Source organism: Bifidobacterium angulatum DSM 20098 = JCM 7096, from assembly GCF_001025155.1.
Taxonomy (GTDB): Bacteria; Actinomycetota; Actinomycetes; order Actinomycetales; family Bifidobacteriaceae; genus Bifidobacterium; species Bifidobacterium angulatum.
This window is the reverse complement of the sequence record NZ_AP012322.1, coordinates 725236-744420: the sequence shown is the minus strand read 5'-3', so window position 1 is coordinate 744420 and position 19185 is coordinate 725236. Positions and strand designations below refer to the sequence as shown.

Genomic DNA, 19185 nt, shown 5'->3' with positions numbered 1-19185 from the left:
CTATGGCTTTACCTCGCGAAATCCCTACCGGCGCACGCATCGTGGTGCGTGTGATCGAGGGGGTGGATCCTACGGATGGTCGAACCAAATTCCGCGATTACGTGGGGCATGTGGAATCATGGAACGGTTATACGCTCGATCTGATGCGTGATGCCGCTGCCAATGGTTCGCGCCCGGCGCAACGCGTCCGAATCGAGGCGGACACCATCGCCCGTCTGAAACCGGTTCCCGAACGGCCGCATGCGGTGCGGGAGAAGAAGTAGCATCCAACCAATACTTGATGGGGCCGGCTCCTTGACTATCAGGGAGCCGGCCCCATCAGGTTTGTGTTCGCAACGGAACACGTTCCGCGACTCTGCCGTCACATCGCGTGGATACGGAACCGTACCCGATGCGCATCAATGAAACCGGTGATGGCCTCGCCACGGCATGCGGATTCCAGCAATGCCCGCTGCCAGTCCTGTTCGGGAATGGCCAGTTCGCCTTCGGGGAATTCGCGGGCGCTCTTGTAGTCGCGGAACGGCTGGCCTTCGGCGAAGAACTCGCCCATCGCGCTCTCGTCGCCGTCACGCAACGCATCAGCCACCGCAGTCAGACGCGACGCCATGCTGCGCAACAGCTGCTCGACATTGACCCGGTCCTCCTCCACCATGGCGCGGGTACGATTGGGGTCGGTGAGCGCCACACGCGTCATATCACGCCACGACCCAGCCGCGAGCGCCGCGGCGATATTGCGATCGTGATTATCGACCAGCTCGTTGATCAGCGAAGTGGCCACCACATGCGGCATATGGCTGATCAGTCCGGCCGCACGATCATGCGTGTCGCTGTCCAGCACGATCAAACGGTTGCCGCAGTCGTTGACGATAAGCTCGGCGATGGTGAGAAAACGCCGGTATGCCGTGGTCGGCCTGACGGTGATCGCCCATAATGCGCCGTCGTACAGATGCGGATCGGCGGCCGCCCATCCAGACAGTTCGTTGCCGGCCATGGGGTGCGCGCCCACATAGCACTCCCCCAGTCCGGCCTGTTCGACCTGGCTGAGTACCATGCCTTTGACACTGCCGACATCGGTGAGCGTGATCCCCGGATGCTCGTCCAGCAGAGGCTTAAGCTCGCCTAGAATCCGCGGCATGGCTTTCAGCGGGTTGCACAGCACCAGCGCCTGCGGCTCGAACACGACAAGCTCCGCCAGGGTATTCACACAATGGATGCCTTCGGCTTGTGCCGCAGCATACGGGTGTGGCCGGTGATTCCAGGCCGTCACCTCCACGCCGTTGGCGTTGAGTCTGCGCGCCAGCGATCCGCCGATCAATCCCAGTCCGATGATGCCGACCTTCTCTACCACAGCAATTCCCTTCTCGCGTTCTGTGCCGTCTGCCAATCCGATGTCGAAGCCGAGGAGTCCAACCGAACACCGCCTTCGGGCAGCATCCACGAGTCGACCGGAGGATTCGGCCGCTCCCTGCGCGGGTAGACGGCGATGGTTTTCGCCCAGTCGCCATGCTCGGCCACTTCCACCAGCATACGGCGGAATCGCGGTTCCCAAGGCGCGGCATCCAAGGTGATGATGAAGCTGTATGTGCCGTCATGGCCTTTGATGGGCCGGGAGATGAGACTGGTCATGTTCAATCCGCAATCACGTAGCACATCAAGCAGATTGGCCACCACACCAGGTCCCGTGGCAAGCGGTATGAAGGTGATCACGGTTTCGAATTCGCGTTCGCGAGTGCGGGCCACATAGTCCAGCACGTCACCACGCGGTGCGATGACGAGAAAATCGGTATGCGCCCCATCGAAATCCTCCACATGCTCCTCGAGGATTTCCAACCCGTACAGATCGCCGCAGATATGCGGACCGAGAGCCACATTGCCCGGCTTGAGGTCACGGCACGCGGCCGCATTCGACGAAGCCTGTGCGGGGTGCAGACGATGCCGTTCGATGAACCGTTTGCACTGCGCGAGCCCGTGCGGATGGGCACTGACGGAAGCGCCGTCGATGCCGATTTGCGATGTTCCCGGCGTGACGAAGGCGTCGAATGAAACATTGATGCCGACTCGGGCAAGACCGGCGGCATCATGGGCGTCGATCAGGGCGTCGAGATTGGGCATCACATACCCTTCAACGTTGTTCTCCCATGCGATCACGCCCCAGGATTCGCCGGATTGCACCGATGCCATGATGCTCGTCACGTCCGGCGCGGCCACGAGCTCCGGCTCGTCGATGCCATACTGCGTTTTCAGGCAATGCCCGGCTTCGATGGCCGCCTGATGGGTAAAGGTGCCTTCCGGCCCAAGATAGGTCAGCTTCATATGCGTCATACGCACCACCGTAGCGTGTGCCCGCCCGGCATGCCGGCATTGTTCCGTTTTGGTTCCGGCGACGTCCTGGCCGGGTCGTCTTCCACATGCGCTTCGACGGCACCCATGCTATGCCCGCGACGTATGCCGCGAGGCCACCGTGTATTCCTTGCGCGCCGGCATCGTGAACCATGATCGTGGCAGGAACAGCATGACGACCTGCACAACGACCAACCCGTACAGCCATATGTAGCCTACGTTTTGACTGAAGAACGGCACTTCTCCGGAAAAACCGACCGGCGTAAGAGCGCTGCCGTTTACGCCGCAGATGGCGATACCCCACGCCATGGTGGAGGATGCGATCAGATGCGCGCCGATGCCGACGGCACCCATGCGCGAGCGTGCGCACCAGGTGGAGATGACGAGAATGAGGAAGGCGATCACCAGACCGTAGGGAATGTTCATGGATGCGCCCATGCGATGCGCAAGCGTGCCGATGCCTGCGCTTGCCGCACCGGCCAGCAGGGTGATGAGCATCTGCACGAATGGGCGTTGACGATGCGACCATGGTTTGAGGGACTCGTTGTTCTTGCGACTCATACTCATAATGTGTGACTCTACCGTGCCTTTCTGGGAACGTAAAAGCCCCCTTCCCCTATGGAAGAAGGAGGCTTATGCCCGTAGCGGAACGATTGTGGCCCCGGCGCTGTTCTGGCGAGCCGTTAAACGGGAGACCCATTGGGCCTCCCGTAGGCGAAACGAGCGGGTTTCAGGCCCGCGAAGCGTCAGAACAACGCCATGGACTCACTTATTATTCTGAGCGTTGTTCTGGCGACGCTGCTTGGCGCGCCACTTGTACCAATCCTCACGGTTGAGGATGATCTTGCGCACGCGGATGGATTCCGGGGTGACTTCCACGCACTCGTCCTCGTTGGCGAAGTCCAGGGACTCCTCGAGGCTCATCTTGATCGGCGGGGTCAGGGTTTCCAGCACGTCGGCGGTGGCGGAACGCATGTTGGTCATATGCTTGGCCAGTGTGATGTTCACGTCCAGCTCGTCGGGCTTGTTGTTCACGCCCACGACCTGGCCTTCGTACACCGGGGACTGCGGATCGACGAAGAAGTTGCCGCGTGCCTGCAAACGCTGCATGGCGTACGGGGTGGCGACGCCCTGACGGTCGGACACCATGGAGCCGTTCTGGCGGATGGAGATGGGGCCGGCCCACGGTGCATAGCCTGCGGAGATGGACGAGGAGATGCCGGTGCCGCGGGTTGCGGACAGCAGTGCGGTGCGGAAGCCGATCAGGCCGCGGGACGGCACGGTGAACTGCAGGCGGACCCAGCCGGAGCCATGGTTGGTCATGTTGTCCATGCGGCCCTTGCGATCGGCCATAAGCTGGGTGACGGCGCCCATGTACTCTTCCGGCACGTCGATGGTGGTGTTTTCCATAGGCTCGTTGATCGTGCCGTCGATGGTCTTGGTAACCACCTGCGGGCGGCCTACGGTCAGCTCGTAGCCTTCACGGCGCATCTGCTCGGCGAGCACGGCCAGGGCGAGTTCGCCACGGCCCTGGACCTCCCAGGCGTCCGGACGGTCGGTCGGCAGCACCTTGATGGACACGTTGCCGATGAGCTCGCGGTCCAGACGATCCTTGATCATGCGGGCGGTGAGCTTGTGGTCCTTGCCTTCGGTGCCGGCCAGCGGGGAGTCGTTGATGCCGAAGGTCATGGAGATGGCCGGATCGTCGACGTGGATAAGCGGCAGCGGCTTCGGGTTGCTGGGGTCGACGATGGTTTCGCCGATCATGATGTCGTTCACGCCGGCAACGGCGACGATGTCGCCGGGGCCTGCGGATTCGACCGGGATGCGCTCCAGGCCCTGCGTGCGCAGCAGCTCGGAGACGCGGAAGTTCTCGATGGAGCCGTCCACGCGGCTCAGGCCGTAGGTCTTGCCCTTCTCCAGGGTGCCGTTGTAGATGCGGACCAGGCCGAGTCGGCCGAGGAAGTCGGAGGAGTCGATGTTGGCGACATGGGCCTGCAGCGGCTCGCCCTCTTCGTATTCCGGAGCCGGAATGGTGGAGATGATGGTCTCGAACAGCGGCTCGAGGTTGTCGTTGTCCGGCAGGCCGCCGTCCTCGGGCTGGTTGGTGGAGGCGTAACCGGCCTTGGCCGCGCAGTAGATGACCGGCATTTCGAGCAGCTGATCGAGGTCGAGCTCGATGCCTTCGTGCTGCACGTCGTCGGCCAGGCCGAGCAGCAGGTCGGAGGTTTCGCCGACGACTTCGGAGATGCGGGCGTCGGGGCGATCGACCTTGTTCACGCACAGGATGACCGGCAGCTTGGCTTCCAGGGCCTTGCGCAGCACGAAGCGGGTCTGCGGCAGCGGGCCTTCGGAGGCGTCGACCAGCAGCACCACGCCGTCGACCATGGAGATGCCGCGCTCGACTTCACCGCCGAAATCGGCGTGGCCGGGGGTGTCGATGATGTTGAGGGTGATGCCGTCCGGGCAGCCGTACTTGGCGGCCATCGGGCCGGTGTATTCCACTGCGGTGTTCTTGGCGAGAATGGTGATGCCCTTCTCGCGTTCCAGATCGTTGGAATCCATCACACGATCCGGCACTTCCTCACGCTCGTTGAACACGTGGGACTGCTGAAGCATGGCATTGACCAGCGTGGTCTTGCCGTGATCGACGTGTGCCACAATAGCTACATTTCGAATATCGCCGCGAACCGCCATCGAAACCTCTCTTAGTAATTGCTGTTCTGTTGCGTAATGCGTAATGTTCGGTACGTGATTGGTTATCTATCTGCACTTACACATAAACCGAGCCAATACTAGCGAGGTAATGCGACAGCGTCCGTGCGGACTACTTGGTTCCGGGCTTTGTGCGCCGTTCGCGCCCCGCATGTTCGAGGGAGGTTCCGATTGACCGATCGTGTTGAGGATGGCCGTCATGGCGTACGGCTCCGGATGGCGGCGAGCGTCGATTTCGATGGCGATGACGACTTGCTGCTGCTCGGCTTCCATGGGTTCGGCAATGACGAGCATGAGATGATCCGCATCATCGACGCGTTGTATGCGGGTACGGGACGTGAAGCGAACTACATATCGTTCCGCGGCACGTATGACAGGCCGTTCATCGGTAACAGCTACTGGTATCCGGATGGTTGCGGGGTGGCGGAACGTCGGCGCGAATGCACTCGCGTGGGCGAGGCGGTGGTGAAGCTGCTGCGCTCCCCTGTCTACGACCGCTTCCGCAAGGTACTGATCGGTTTCTCCCAAGGCGGGTACCTGTCGTATCGCATGGTGTTGGAGCACCCTGATGTGTTCGATGCCGCGGTGCTTATGAGTCCTTCGTTCAAGGGCGAAGAGGATGCGAAGACCATAGAGGGCTCCACCTGGTTCGCATTGTGTTATGGGGATGGGGATCATACGATTCCCGCAAGCGACCAGCGTAATGCGCGTGAGGTGCTCGCGCGTACCGGCAGACTGTTCCACCACGTATGCCCGGGGTTGGGCCACGGTATCAATGACGAGGAAATCGCGGCGTTGCATTCGTGGCTATTCGGCGCCGATCGGGCATAGAACAGCGTCGTAATGCCGCGACAGCATACCTGAATGCAAGTTGACCGCCGAATGACCCCCATCGTTCGGCGGGCAACTTACGGACATCGACGATCGCCGGCAACTCACCGAGCGTCCGTGGACCCGGCAGAAGGCGTGGCGAACGTGTGGGTGAGCGAATGGCAGGATTCCTCAATGGCTGCCGCCACACGGTTGATCTGATCGGGTTGAAGCGGCTCGCGGAAGGTCATGCGCAACGCCGATTTCGCTACGGACTCGTCGAATCCCATGGCCAGCAGCGTGCCGGGCGCCTCGTGGCGGCCAAGCGCGCATGCCGAACCCGACGAACAGGCGATGCCGTGCGCGTCCAGATCCACCAGTAGCGCCTCGCCGGCCAAACCGGGAAACAGGAACGACGCATGCCCCGGAAGCCTGCGCTCCGCATCCCCGGTCAGCATGGCCTTCGGCTCGACGCGCAGCACGGCGTCGATCAGCCTGTCACGCGACGAGACCAGCGCCCGATACTGGCTTGCCATCCGCTCGTTCGACTCACGCAAAGCGATGGCGAGCGCCACCGCCCCGGCCACGTTCTGCGTGCCCGATCGCAGTCCGCGTTCCTGCCCGCCACCGGAAAGCAGCGGCTCGATCGGTACACGTCCACGCAACAGCAGTGCGCCGAGCCCTTTGGGAGTGCCGAATTTATGCCCGGATATGCTCAGCGCGTCCACGTTCCAGTCACGCATGCGGATGGGAATCTGCCCGGCCGCCTGCACGGCGTCGACATGGACGGGCACGCCGTGCCGGTGTGCGATGCGCACGATCTCGTCGGCGGGTTCGATGGTGCCGACCTCGTTGTTGGCGAGCATGACGGAAACCAGCAATGTGCGGTTGGTCAGGTCGATGGAGGATCCGCTGTCGGTATGACGGTCGGCCTCGTCGCCCGGTGCAAGTTCCAGATCGCCTTGCGCCAGCTCGCGTTCCAGCGCGGCCGTATCGATATGCGCCTGACCGTCCACCGGAATGCGCACGACCTCCACGCCGAACCATTGTTCCAGCCATTGCGCCGATTGCGCGACGGCCGGATGTTCGATTGCGGAGATGATGACGCGCGGGCGCACCGATTCCCCGTACTTCTCGCGCAATGCCCGCATGCGGGCCATGGCGATGCCTTTGACGGCAAGATTGTCGGATTCCGTGCCTCCTGAGGTGAAGATCACATCATCCGGACGCGCACCCAGGTTGGCCGCCAGCGAGGCTCGTGCCGCGTCAAGCGCCCGCGCAGCGGTTTTGCCGGGCTGGTGCACGCTCAGCGGGTTCGCGTACGCGTCGGTCAAAAACGGCATCATCGCTTCGATGACGCTGCGCCGCACCGGTTCGGTGGAGGCGGCGTCCAAGTACAGCTCGCCCTGTGTTTTCCCCGTGCTCATCACGCCCAGTCCAATCCCAAGTCGATGCTGCGCACGCTGTGCGTCAAGGCGCCTACGGAGATCACGTCCACGCCCGTGGCCGCGACCGAGGGAACCCGTTCCAATGTCATGGTGCCGCTGGCCTCCACGATCGCACGCCCGCCGATCAGATCCACTCCCCTGCGGGTGTCGTCCAGGGAGAAATTGTCGAGCATGATGGTGTCCGCACCGCCTGCGAGCGCCTGCGGAATCTGGTCGAGCCGATCGACCTCCACCTCGATATGCGTCGTGTGCCCCACCTGCTCGCGGATGTGCCGGATCGCACCGGACAGGTCGATGCCCTGCTCGGCGAGCGCGGCCACGTGATTGTCCTTGACCATCACCGCGTCGGAAAGCCCGTAACGGTGGTTGTGCCCGCCGCCGCAGACGACCGCGTATTTTTCGAATGCACGCAGTCCGGGAGTGGTTTTGCGCGTATCGACGATACGGGTACGTGCGTAGGCGTACGGAGCACGGTAGCCGGGCAGCTGTTCCGCCTGCGCCACGGCGCCCACAAACGCAGAGGTCATGGTGGCGATGCCGCTCATGCGCTGGGTGAAGTTCAGGGCGACGCGTTCCGCGGTAAGCAGGTCACGTACCGGCCCGCGCACGGTGGCAAGCGCCTGGCCAGACTCGAAACGTTCCCCGTCCGCGATATGCGGCGTGACTTCGATGGTTGGATTCTGCGCGGCGAATGCCGCGGCGAACACGTCGACGCCGCTCATCACGCCCTGTTCACGGGCGGTGAGCCGAGCCTCGCCCTGCGCCTGCGCGGGAATCGTGGTTTCGCAGGTGATGTCGCCGTTGGGCGCATCCTCGGCGAGCGCGGCTTCCACGGCGTTGCGGATGACCTGACGGGTCAGCATGGCGTTCCTTTCATACGGTAGGCGATGGAATGGGCGATGGTCGGATTGTGCTCGGCATAGTCGCTGCGCGTATGCGCACCGCGCGACTCGCACCGGTTCAGCGCGGCAATGGCCTCGACGTACCCGACGGTAAGCAGATTACGGTTCTCCATCCGGGTGACCAGATCCGCATATGCGGTCGGCTCGGCATTCACAGCCGTATCATTCGCTACAGCACCATTCGCCATGGCAAGCGCATCGGACAGGTTGCCGACCGCGGCGTTCAACCCGTCATGTTCGCGGATCACGCCCACATGCTCCCACATCTCGCGCTCGATGCGCTCGCGGCCCCATACGCTCGCGGCATCGGCCGCACCCGCCGCGCCCGGCATATCGAGTTCCATGGGGTTCTGGGCGACCGGCAGGCCGATGATCTCGCTGTCGGTAAAGGATTCCGGCTGCCATACGGTGCCGTTCTCGTCGCGTACTGCGGCCAGACCGGCACGTCTGCCATAGACGAGCCCTTCGAGCAATGAGTTGGAGGCGAGCCTGTTCGCCCCCTGCACGCCGGTGCGGGCGCATTCGCCGGCCGCATACAGACCGGGGATGCTGGTGCGTCCGAACAGGTCGGTACGGATGCCGCCCATCCAGTAGTGCGCGGCCGGGGCCACGGGGATCGGCTCCTTACTCCAGTCGAAGCCGAGGGAGCGCGTGTAGGCGTCGATGGTCGGGAAGCGGCGGCGTAGGAATGCCGCCAGATCCGGGGTTTCCTTGGCCATGGGCGAGACGTCGAGCATGACCGGCCTGCCGCCCTGCGCCTGCATGATGCGGAAGTTGGCTCGGGCCACCACGTCACGCGGCGCGAGTTCGGCCTTGGGATCGATGTCGGTCATGAAGCGGTGGCCGTGTTCGTCGAGCAATATCGCGCCTTCGCCGCGCACGGCTTCGGAGACGAGGAAGTGTTCGCCGATGGCCATGGCGGTGGGGTGGAACTGATAGAACTCCAAATCGGCCACCTGGGCTCCGACACGTAATGCGGCGGCCAGTCCGTCGCCGGTGGCCACGGCCGGATTGGTGGTGTATGGGTAGAGTCTTCCGGCGCCACCTGTGGCGAGGATGACACGCGTGGCATCGATTGCATGCGTTTCGGCGTTGCCGTCAACATCACGCTCCACCAGCCGCACGCCGGCGATATGGCCGTCACGCACGATCAGATCGCTGAGAAACGCATGTTCGAGCACGTGGATGCGCGGGTTGTCACGCACCATGGCGCTCACATCCACTTCGAGCACCTTACCGGTGGCGTCTCCCCCGGCGTGCACCACTCGGGAACGGCAGTGCGCGGCTTCGAGCCCACGCAGCACCGATCCGTCGTCGCCACGGTCCACATGCCACCCGGCGGCGATGAGTTCGTGCACGCGGCGTGCGCCCTCGTCAGTGAGCACATCCACGGCTGTCCGGTCGCACAGACCATGACCGGCCGCCATGGTGTCGGCGGTGTGCAACTGCGGGTCGTCGTCGCTGAAGATGGCGCATGCCACACCGCCCTGGGCGTGGTAGGTGTTGGATTCCACGAGTTCGTCCTTGCATACGAGCAGCACGTCGTCGGCCGCTTCGCGGTCCAATCCGGTAACCTGCGCACGCCCGTAGGAGGCGAGCCCCTCCGCCCCCACGCGCCGATCCCCCGCTGCGGCGAGCGCCGCGGACAGTCCAGCGATGCCGGCTCCGATCACGACGATCACGGGTGCACCTCCAGCATGCGCTGCAGGGCGATCTTGGCGTCGCGCGCGGTGTTCTCGTCCACGGTGATGCGGTTGACGATATTGCCCTGTTCGATGTTCTCCAGCGCCCAGGCGAGGTAGGCCGGGTGGATGCGGTACATGGTGGAGCAAGGGCAGACCACCGGGTCGAGGCAGAACACGGTTTTGTCGGGGTATTGCGCGGCAAGACGGTTCACCAGGTTGATTTCGGTGCCTACGGCGATGGCGGAGCCGGCGGGCGCGTTGACGATTTCCTTGACGATGTAGGCGGTGGAGCCGGTACCGTCGGCGGCGTCGACCACGTCCATCGCGCATTCGGGGTGCACGATGACCTTCACGCCGGGGTATGCCTTGCGGGCGCGGTCGATCTGTTCGACGGTGAAACGCTGGTGCACGGAGCAGAAGCCCTTCCACAGAATCATCTTGGCACCCGCGTATACGGACGGGTCCGCCGCGCCGCCTGCCGGCTTGAACGGATCCCACAGCGGCATCTCCTCCAACGGGATGCCCATGGCGCGCGCGGTGTTGCGGCCCAGATGCTGGTCGGGGAAGAACAGGACGCGCTTGCCGCGGGCGAAGGCCCATTCGAGTACGGCGTGCGCGTTGGAGGAAGTGCACACGATGCCGCCGTTGCGCCCGCAGAACGCCTTCAGCGCGGCGGAGGAATTCATGTAGGTGACGGGCACAATCTGCTGGCGGCCGTCCGAGTCGGGCTTGGTGCCGCAGATCTCGCCGAGCTGGCTCCAGCAGTCCTCGACCTGGTCGATGTTGGCCATATCGGCCATGGAGCAGCCTGCGGACAGGTTCGGCAGGGTCACGCTCTGTTCAGGCGTGGAGAGGATGTCGGCGGTTTCGGCCATGAAGTGCACGCCGCAGAAGACGATGTGGTCGGCGTCGGGGCGTTCGGTGGCGTTCTTGGCGAGTTGGAAGGAGTCGCCTACGAAGTCGGCGTGGCCGATGATCTCATCGCGCTGGTAGAAGTGGCCTAGAATCAGCAGTTTCTTGCCCAGGCGGGCTTTGGCCGCCGTGATGCGCTCCTGCAGTTCCTCGTCGGAGGCGTTGCGGTATTCCTCGGGCAGCACCTGCTGGCGTGGCGCGTTGTTCGGCAGCTGGTCGAACATGGATGCGCCCGGCCCGTAGCTTGGTTTGGTGGTGTCGAAATGCCACGGATCCTGGGTGAGTCCCGCGTCGCAGGTGCTTTGTGCGCCGAGCTTGGCGATGATCTCGTCGACGGACGGTGCGGTGAGTGGTGCAGTCATGCTGCGTTCCTTTCATTGTGGTTGTTCACGATGTTGACGGCATGGGTGTTCAGGTGCCCGGATGCCGAAGTGCGGTATTGCGCTATGCGCATGATGCGCGTATGGCGGACGGTCACGACGTTGTCAGCGCCGACAGCGCGTCATCGTGTTGTTGTGATGATTGTCCCGGCATTTCCGTGGGCGGAAGGAGGAAAGCGTTGTTCGCCGTATCGCCGCGCCGATAGCGGTATACGGCGGCCGGACGGCTGCGTCCCACATGGCGTTTGCGCCCGGTGTCTTCCAAGTGCCCCGAGGCGAGCATCTTCCTGCGGAAGTTCGCCAGGTCGAGCGGCTGACCGCCTACGGCCTCGTATACGTCGTGCAGTTGGGCCAGGGTGAATTCCTCGCCTACGAGTTTGGTGGCGATGTCCGGGTACTCGAGTTTGCTGCGCGAGCGCCACAGGGCGTAGTCGATGATGCGACGATGGTCGAAGGCCAGCTCGGGCAGTTCGTCCGCGGGGAACCATTTGACGTTGTCCACTTCGGCGAAGTCCTTGGTCTCGGCCTCGCCCACAAGCGCCCAGTACACGATGGAGACCATGGGCAGCCCTCCGCTGGAACGGGCCGGATCGCCGAAGGTGTACAGCTGCTCCAGGTATTTCGGGTGCAGTTCGGTGGTGGATTCCAGAGCCTTGAACGCCGATTCCTCCAAGGAGTGCCCCACGCGCAGATCGCCGCCGGGCAGCGCCCACGCGCCCATGAAGGGCTGTTTGACGCGGCGCACCAGCGGCAGCCATAGGCGGCTGCGCCCACTGACTGCGCTGTCTTCATGCGGCCCAAGCGCCAGGATGACCACGGAGACGCCTATCTGCGGCTGCGCCAGCCGCCTCTCCGAAACGTTGCCGATACCCATCATCGTTCCTTTCGCAGCGGGGTCGTTCCCCGCCGCGAACACAGCGTACCACCATTTATAGTCACACTGACCATAAATAGTGTCGTTATGGCTGAACAGACTGCACCGACCGGCCCCAGCCACATCAGGCCAAAATGAAGGCCGGCCATCGGACACTCCGACAACCGGCCTTCGCCTTCGCGTTCATGGAACCGCTCGTGCGGTCAGGCGACGATCCCTTCCGCCACCAGCTCGCGCGCCACCTCTCGGTACTCCTTGCTGGTCTTGTGCCCAGGCGAGTAGAACGTGATCGGTGCCGCGGCCACGGTGGAATCCGGCAGTTTGATGGAACGGGAGATCACCGTGTGGAAGACCTTCTCCTGGAATGCCTCGTAGATGCGCTGCATGACCTCCTCGCAGTGCAGGGTCTTGGTGAACATGGTCACCAGCACGCCGTATACCTCAAGGCTCGGGTTGATGCGGCTCTGCACTTTTTTGATGGATTGCATGAGCAGCGCCACACCGCGCAGGGCGAAGAACTCGGCAGCGACGGGGATGATGACGCCATCCGCCGCAGTCAATGCGTTCACGGTGAGCAAACCGAGCGATGGCTGGCAGTCGATGATGATGACGTCGTATTCGTCCTTCAACGGGCGCAGCACGCTGGCGAGCACCTGTTCGCGCCCGACCTCGGTGACCAGCTGCACTTCCGCAGCGGACAGGTCGATATTGGCGGGAATGACGTCGAGATTCTCGAAGTTCGTATGCTGCACGACATCGTGCGGGTCGACGTCAGGATCGAACAGCGCGGTGTAGATCGTGTTCTCCACAGTGTTGGCATTGATACCCAAGCCAACGGTTGCAGCGCCCTGAGGGTCGAAATCGACGATCAGGCAACGGCGTCCGTATTGGCTCAACGCACCGGCGATATTGATGGAACTGGTGGTTTTGCCGACGCCGCCCTTCTGATTGCACATGGCAATAACCCGTGCCGGGCCGTGGTGTTCCAGCGGCTCAGGAGCGGGAAAAGTTTCATAATCGCGTCCAAGCAAATCCGTAGGCATACTCCCCACTCTATCAAACCTCCACCAAACGTCGGGGAAATCACGCGCCCCTTGACACAACATCACGCCGCATATGGTATTTCCGTGTGATTCACGCGCACTCGCCGGCGGTTCGCCGTAACCGCGGCATCGTTGTCATGCCGGTTTGCCGACGATCAGCGGGCACGCGGATGCGCGGTAAGATACGTTTCGATCAGATTCTCCGGGCTCACATGCGTATAGATCTGCGTGGTGGTGACGCTTGCATGCCCCAGCAGCTCCTGCACGGTGCGCACGTCGGCACCACCCTGGATAAGATGCGTGGCAAAGGAGTGCCGCAGGGTGTGCGGATGCAGGGGCTTGCCGATATGGGCTCGCTTGCCTGCCTGGTTCACCACCTCCCACACCGATTGCCTTGACATACGCTGGCCACGCTTGTTGAGGAACACCGCGCTACGCTCGGGGGCCTTGCTCTTCGCGCATCCCTCCAACAGCGAACGCCCCTCGTCCAGGTAGCGCGTCATAGCAGCACAGGCGTACTCCCCCACTGGAACCAACCGTTGCTTCGACCCCTTGCCCAGCAGCCGCGCCACGCGTTCGTTCAGATCGATATCGTTCAGATCCGTACCCACCGCCTCCGACACGCGGCACCCGGTGGCATACATGAACTCCAGCAGCGCCTTGTCGCGCATCAGCACCGCATGGGGAACATCCATCACGCAACCGGGTGCGGGAACGGGAGCACAGTCCAGCAACCGCGCCACTTCGTCCACGGTGAGCACGTCGGGCAGTGTGCTTGCCCCCTTCGGTGCCTTGACCGCGGCCGATACGTCGTCGGCCACGGCATGCTGGGCAAGGGCGAAACGGTGGAACTCATGGATGGAGGCGAGATTGCGGGCCTTGGAACGCGCGCTCGCGCCATGGGAGTCCAGATGCGCGATGTATTCCTCCACGTGGTTGCGGGATATGCTGGCGGGTTCCGTAATCCCCGCTTCCCTCAGCCAAACGCAGTACCGGTCAAGATCGGACGTGTATGCCGTAACCGTCGCCTTCGACAGGCCGCGTTCCACATCGATGTGGGCGATGAACTGCGTTTCCAGGCGTGTAAGGGCATCGGTCTGACTCATGCCGACCATTGTATGCCGGTCCATGCCGGCAAAGGCGGATCGGCGCAGACGCCGAGCATACGCCATGCGTGCACAACGCCTATGAAAACAAGAAACCCCGCCGATGTGGCGGGGTTTGCAAAACCTGTACGGCTTATACGGCTCAGGCGTTGACCGGAGCGTTCACGTCGGCCGGCAGAGCCTTCTTGGCTTCGGCGACGATGGCCTTGAAGGTCTCCGGGTCGCTCACGGCGAGCTCGGCAAGGGCGCGACGATCCAGTTCGATGCCGGCAAGGTGCAGGCCCTGGATGAAGCGGTTGTAGGTGATGCCCTCAGCGCGGACGGCGGCGTTGATGCGCTGGATCCACAGCTTGCGGAAATCACCCTTGCGAGCCTTGCGGTCGCGGAAGTTGTAGTTAAAGGAGTGGAGCAGCTGTTCCTTGGCCTTGCGATACAGGCGGGAACGCTGGCCACGGTAGCCGGAAGCCCTTTCGAGAACGACGCGACGCTTCTTGTGAGCATTTACTGCGCGCTTCACACGTGCCATATGTTTTCCTTCGCTTTCTTAAAGATTCGTAAAAGGGTTATTTCACTTGCTCAGCATGCGGTTGAGCTTCTTGGACTGCGGGCCCGCGAGAACCTGATCGGCCTTCAGTGCACGACGCTTGCGAGCGGACTTGTGCTCAAGGTTGTGGCGCATGGCGCTGCCGGCCTGCATCAGCTTGCCCGTGCCGGTACGGCGGACGCGCTTGGAAGCGGCGGAATTACTTTTCATCTTCGGCATTGCTGCCCTCCTTGTTGATGTGCTTCTTGCTGGAAGTCTTAGAAATCGAGGCCTGCGCTTCGGCTGCGGCCTGGGCCTGAGCCTCCTGCTTGGCAGCGAGACGTGCCGCCTGACGAGCCTGACGTTCGGCGCGGGATTCTGCGCCGCGACGACGCTGCTCGGACTGGGTGTGCACCTTCTTGCCCTTAGGCGCCAGCACCATGATGATGTTGCGGCCTTCCTGCTTCGGCTGGGACTCGATGGTACCGTACTCCTCCACCTCTGCGGCGAGACGCTGCAGCAGCTCGACGCCGCCGATCGGACGGGACTGTTCACGGCCACGCAGCATGATGGTGACCTTGACCTTGTCACCGCCGTTGAGGAAGCGGGTGACATGCCCCTTCTTCACATCGAAGTCATGGTCATCGATCTTCAGACGGAAACGGATTTCCTTGACTTCTGCGGTGTTCTGATTGCGGCGTGCCTCACGAGCCTTGATCTTCTCGTTGTACTTGTACTTGCCGTAATCGATGAGCTTGGCAACCGGAGGCTTTGCATTGGGCGCCACCTCGACGAGATCGAGGTTCGCTTCCTTCGCAAGGTTCAGTGCGACCGAGGTCGCGATAACGCCCACCTGTTCGCCCTTAGGACCGATCAGGCGCACCTGCGAGACGCGAATCTCGTCATTAATGCGTGGTTCGTCGCTGATGATGACTCCAATCCTCTGTATTTCCTTCACGAGGCTCACTTGGAATACTTCAGCGTTCGGTTTCACGGCATGCCATCGACGTTCTAACGCTAGAACGCATTGGCACTCTCATTCCCCAATCTCGCGCATTGCACGGGAGGAATCGCCTTGAACCCGAAACCCTGAAAGGTTCCCAGGTGGGGTTGCCCCGCTTTCTTGATTTCTCAAGCCAAGGGTTCAGTGTACCACTGGGCTTGACAAACAGGCGCCCGCGTGTCTTGTACGATCGGGCGCCTGCTACGCCTTACTTTTTGCTACTTCTCGTCGCTTCTGCCTGCATCAGATTTGTCCCAGCAGCTCATGCCGCCGGCGCCGCCGCTATCGCGGAACGCGATGCAGTGCTTCTCGCCATCCGGGGTGTCCACGATCACATACCGGTAGCTGGAACTGTCGCTGCCGCCATAGCCGTTGCTGCCGGTATGCCATTTGCCGTCCTTGAGATCCAATGCATTACCTGTGTTCGCATTGTCGCGCTTACCGCCTTTGATCTCGATGCTGCATCCGCCCAACGGCAGACAGACCATCACCGCCAAGGCAGCAGCCACGACACACTTGAACCCACGTGTTCCAGTCATCATGCCCATGTGCCTATCGCACCCTATGCGATCGCGATAACATCCGGCTTGGAACCATCGTGTACGAAGTACACGTCGTACCAGGTCAGGAACGAGTACACGGTCCAGATCTTGCGGCGGTCGTCGGTTTTGCCGGCGTAATTGTCGTCGATCATCCGGAGCAAAGCATCCTGATCGAAGAACTTGCTCACATAATCACGCTCGAACACGGAACGCACGTACTTGTAGAACTTCTCCTCGCGCAGCCACTTCTTGATCGGCACGGGGAATCCCAGCTTCTCGCGGTCGTACCATTCCTTCGGCAGGTGGCGGCCGGCGGCCTGGCGGAACGCGTACTTGGTGTTCTCATCGGTGATCAGGTATTTGGTCGGCACCTGCTCGGCCACCGCCATCAGCTCCTTGTCGAGCAGCGGCACGCGCAGCTCCAGGGAATGGGCCATGGTCATCTTGTCGGCCTTGAGCAGAATGTCGCCCGGCATCCACTGGTGCATGTCGAGATACTGTTTCTTCTTCAGTTCGCTCAGGCCCTTGCCTTCCACACGCGCATAGGTCTTGTCGACGATGCTCTGCACGCTAGGCGCATTACGGTATTCGGGGTTGAGCAATTTGTCGGACTCGGATTCCTCGAACACGCGCGCCTGGCCGATGAAGCTCTCCTCCGCAGGCGCCAGATTCGCATACATATGCCATGCGCCATGGAAGGTCTTGCCCTTGCACCACTGCGCGATGGCATGGCGGGCACCTGCGGGCAGATGACCGAGCCAACGCGTCAGCACCTTGATCGGCTTGAACTTGGTGTGCACGCCGTAATCGATATATCCGGCGAACAGTTCGTCGGCGCCCTCGCCGCTGAGCACGACTTTGACGTCCTTCGCCGCCAATGCCGACAGGAAATACAGCGGCACGCAGCTCGGGTTGGAATCCGGCTCATCCAAATGCCACTGGATGCGCGGAAATGCAGCGAACGCCTCCTCGTCGGTCAACGCCTCGGCGGTGTTGTTCAGGTCGATGAGTTTGGCAAGTTCTCCGGCCTGCTGGGATTCGTTGTACGTCCCCTTGCCGAAGCCGATGGAATACGTGTGCTCGGGGCGTGCGACCGCGGCCACATAGCTCGAATCCACGCCGCTGGACAGGAACGAGCCGACCTCCACGTCGGCGATCTGGTGGGCCTTGACCGAATCGCATACCGTGCGGTCGATGGTGTCCACCAGCGGATCGAGCTTGGTGGAGGATTCGCGGAAATGCTCGTCGTAGTATTCGTGAATGCTCATCTTGCCGTCGCGGTAGGTGAAATAATGGCCTTCCGGCAGCTTGAACACACCCTTGAAGAAGGTCTCGCCGATGGCCGGGTATTGGAAGGTCATGTACGGCTTGAGCGCCTTCTCGTTGAGCTCCTTGACGAAGTCAGGGTGCTGCAGCAGGCTCTTGATCTCCGAAGCATACATGAACGTGCCGTTCATCTTGGCATAGTAGAAGGGCTTGATGCCGAAATGATCGCGGGCGCCGAACAGTTCGCGCTTGTTCCTGTCCCAGATCACGAAGGTGAACATGCCTCGAATCTTCTGCAGCAGTTCCACGCCCCACTCCTCATAGCCATGCAGCAGCACCTCGGTGTCGCTTTTGGTGGTGAAGGTGTGGCCGGCCTCGATAAGCTGTTCGCGAAGCGGCTGATAGTTGTAGATCTCACCGTTGAAGGTGATGACCAGAGAACCGTCCTCGTTATAGATCGGCTGCTTGCCGCCACCCAGATCGATGATGCTCAGTCGGCGGTGCCCCAGCGCCGCATGCTCGTCGATGTAATGCCCCTCGCTGTCCGGTCCACGATGCGCGATGATATCGGTCATGCGCTTAAGCACCGGGCACTTGGTATCGATGGGCATATCGTTGACGAATCCAGCGATTCCACACATAAAGGCTGTCTGTCCCTTTCTTCTTGGAAAAACCATGCACCACAGTAGCAAGATGTTTGTATCGAATATGTGGCGAATCGACCGACGTTGCGGAAAGCGTTTTCCGCCAGGACCAGCCGGGCCGGGCGCACGATTAGACTATGGGGGCATGACTGACAAAACGACATCATGTGTGATCTTCGGAGCCGGCGAATACTACGACGAAACGCCGAGGATTCCCCACGGCGCCTTTGTCGTGGCAGCAGACGGGGGGCTTGATCACACGCGCCAGCTGGGGATCGACGCGAACGTGATCGTAGGCGATTTCGATTCGCTGCAAGGCAGACCGCCGCAGCTAGGCGACCATACCATCGCGCTGCCGCCCGAGAAGGACGACCCGGATATGCTCTCCGCATTGAAAATCGGGTGGCTTCACGGGGCCAGAACATTCCATATCTATGGTGCGCTCGGCGGAAGGATCGACCACACAATCTCGAACATCCAGCTTATGGCGCTGCTTGCACGCCATGGCGGCACCGGTTTCCTGCATGGCGACGGCACGACCATCACCGCCATCTGCGACGGCGAGCTTTCCTTCCCCGCCAACGAGGTAAAACCCGGGCGCATGGTATCCGTGTTCTCGCATTCCGACATCTCGACCGGGGTAAGCGAGCCAGGACTCAAATACCAGCTGGTCGACGCCACCATGAGCAATATCCATGTCAATGGTGTCAGCAACGAGTTCCTTGATGGCCAGCCCGCCAAAATCATCGTCAGGCACGGCACACTCATCGTCACGTTCCCCGCCGAGGCACCGCTGCCCACCGTGACGCGACTGCATGAATTCACCGGCGACCTGGGGGCGCTCAACACCGAGGTGTCGGCCGTGCTGCACACCGGCCACGAGAACGCACAACGCCTTTGACGGCATATCCGCCCCTTCCGCCGAGGGCTGCGCATGCCGCCAAGCACAAGGGCTGGGCACGCTCACATGGGCGGTGTCCGATATAAGTACA

The 19185-nt window shown here is 62.1% G+C and carries 19 protein-coding genes; 3 read left to right on the top strand and 16 right to left on the bottom strand.

Translation table 11 applies throughout. The features are described from left to right. Window positions 1–2 precede the first annotated feature (2 nt). Window positions 3–263, top strand: coding sequence for a DUF6725 family protein (locus BBAG_RS03005; RefSeq protein ID WP_003825944.1), 261 nt, complete (start codon window positions 3–5; stop codon window positions 261–263). A 98-nt stretch (window positions 264–361) separates the two neighbouring features. Here the strand turns inward: BBAG_RS03005 and BBAG_RS03000 are convergent, their stop codons facing one another. The 4 genes from BBAG_RS03000 to typA all read right to left on the bottom strand — a co-directional run bounded on the left by BBAG_RS03000 (window position 362) and on the right by typA (window position 5037). Then, window positions 362–1348 carry a prephenate dehydrogenase gene (locus BBAG_RS03000; protein ID WP_003825943.1) on the bottom strand — a complete coding sequence of 329 codons (987 nt, stop codon included), beginning with the start codon at window positions 1346–1348 and terminating at the stop codon, window positions 362–364. Further along, on the bottom strand, window positions 1342–2322 hold the full coding sequence (locus BBAG_RS02995; protein WP_003825942.1) for a prephenate dehydratase: 981 nt from the start codon (window positions 2320–2322) through the stop codon (window positions 1342–1344). Before BBAG_RS02995 ends, BBAG_RS03000 begins: the two co-directional genes overlap by 7 nt. 108 nt (window positions 2323–2430) lie before the next feature. Next, entirely contained in the window at window positions 2431–2901 is a 471-nt protein-coding gene (locus tag BBAG_RS02990) for a hypothetical protein (protein WP_047750074.1), read from the bottom strand. Window positions 2902–3105: 204 nt separating this feature from the next. Further along, a complete protein-coding gene (gene typA / locus BBAG_RS02985; RefSeq protein ID WP_003825939.1) occupies window positions 3106–5037 on the bottom strand; it encodes a translational GTPase TypA in 1932 nt (643 codons plus the stop codon). 234 nt (window positions 5038–5271) lie between these two features. Between typA and BBAG_RS02980 the strand changes: the two genes are divergently transcribed. Continuing rightward, the gene (locus tag BBAG_RS02980) at window positions 5272–5886 is read left to right on the top strand and encodes an alpha/beta hydrolase (RefSeq protein WP_003825936.1); all 615 of its coding nucleotides are present in this window, start codon (window positions 5272–5274) and stop codon (window positions 5884–5886) included. A 104-nt stretch (window positions 5887–5990) separates the two neighbouring features. Here BBAG_RS02980 and BBAG_RS02975 read toward each other — a convergent pair whose 3' ends face one another. From BBAG_RS02975 to asnB, 12 genes are all read right to left on the bottom strand, one after another. Then, window positions 5991–7292 (bottom strand): cysteine desulfurase family protein, encoded by a 1302-nt coding sequence (locus tag BBAG_RS02975; RefSeq protein WP_003825934.1) that lies wholly within the window; start codon window positions 7290–7292, stop codon window positions 5991–5993. Next, window positions 7292–8176 (bottom strand): carboxylating nicotinate-nucleotide diphosphorylase, encoded by an 885-nt coding sequence (nadC, locus tag BBAG_RS02970; protein WP_003825931.1) that lies wholly within the window; start codon window positions 8174–8176, stop codon window positions 7292–7294. Before nadC ends, BBAG_RS02975 begins: the two co-directional genes overlap by 1 nt. Continuing rightward, complete coding sequence (locus BBAG_RS02965; protein WP_003825930.1) at window positions 8170–9897, bottom strand: L-aspartate oxidase; 1728 nt, start codon at window positions 9895–9897, stop codon at window positions 8170–8172. The genes nadC and BBAG_RS02965 overlap by 7 nt, the downstream gene beginning before the upstream one ends. Further along, the gene (gene nadA / locus BBAG_RS02960) at window positions 9894–11174 is read right to left on the bottom strand and encodes a quinolinate synthase NadA (protein ID WP_003825929.1); all 1281 of its coding nucleotides are present in this window, start codon (window positions 11172–11174) and stop codon (window positions 9894–9896) included. Before nadA ends, BBAG_RS02965 begins: the two co-directional genes overlap by 4 nt. A 112-nt stretch (window positions 11175–11286) precedes the next feature. Further along, entirely contained in the window at window positions 11287–12066 is a 780-nt protein-coding gene (locus tag BBAG_RS02955) for an NUDIX hydrolase (protein ID WP_033508222.1), read from the bottom strand. A gap of 203 nt (window positions 12067–12269) precedes the next feature. Then, entirely contained in the window at window positions 12270–13109 is an 840-nt protein-coding gene (locus tag BBAG_RS02950; protein WP_033508224.1) for a ParA family protein, read from the bottom strand. Between the two features lie 155 nt (window positions 13110–13264). Continuing rightward, the gene (gene xerD / locus BBAG_RS02945; protein WP_033508359.1) at window positions 13265–14215 is read right to left on the bottom strand and encodes a site-specific tyrosine recombinase XerD; all 951 of its coding nucleotides are present in this window, start codon (window positions 14213–14215) and stop codon (window positions 13265–13267) included. Between the two features lie 142 nt (window positions 14216–14357). Beyond that, window positions 14358–14741: a 50S ribosomal protein L20 gene (gene rplT / locus BBAG_RS02940; protein WP_003825919.1), complete on the bottom strand. Its 384-nt coding sequence runs from the start codon at window positions 14739–14741 to the stop codon at window positions 14358–14360. Window positions 14742–14783: 42 nt separating this feature from the next. Beyond that, entirely contained in the window at window positions 14784–14978 is a 195-nt protein-coding gene (rpmI, locus tag BBAG_RS02935; RefSeq protein WP_033508226.1) for a 50S ribosomal protein L35, read from the bottom strand. Further along, the gene (infC, locus tag BBAG_RS02930; protein WP_407921659.1) at window positions 14959–15696 is read right to left on the bottom strand and encodes a translation initiation factor IF-3; all 738 of its coding nucleotides are present in this window, start codon (window positions 15694–15696) and stop codon (window positions 14959–14961) included. The genes rpmI and infC overlap by 20 nt, the downstream gene beginning before the upstream one ends. 263 nt (window positions 15697–15959) lie before the next feature. Beyond that, window positions 15960–16283: a hypothetical protein gene (locus tag BBAG_RS02925; protein ID WP_033508228.1), complete on the bottom strand. Its 324-nt coding sequence runs from the start codon at window positions 16281–16283 to the stop codon at window positions 15960–15962. 20 nt (window positions 16284–16303) lie between these two features. Beyond that, the gene (gene asnB, locus BBAG_RS02920) at window positions 16304–18190 is read right to left on the bottom strand and encodes an asparagine synthase (glutamine-hydrolyzing) (protein WP_003825913.1); all 1887 of its coding nucleotides are present in this window, start codon (window positions 18188–18190) and stop codon (window positions 16304–16306) included. Window positions 18191–18338: 148 nt separating this feature from the next. On the opposite strand from asnB, the gene BBAG_RS02915 reads away from it, so the two are divergent. Further along, entirely contained in the window at window positions 18339–19094 is a 756-nt protein-coding gene (locus tag BBAG_RS02915; RefSeq protein ID WP_003825911.1) for a thiamine diphosphokinase, read from the top strand. Window positions 19095–19185 lie beyond the last annotated feature (91 nt).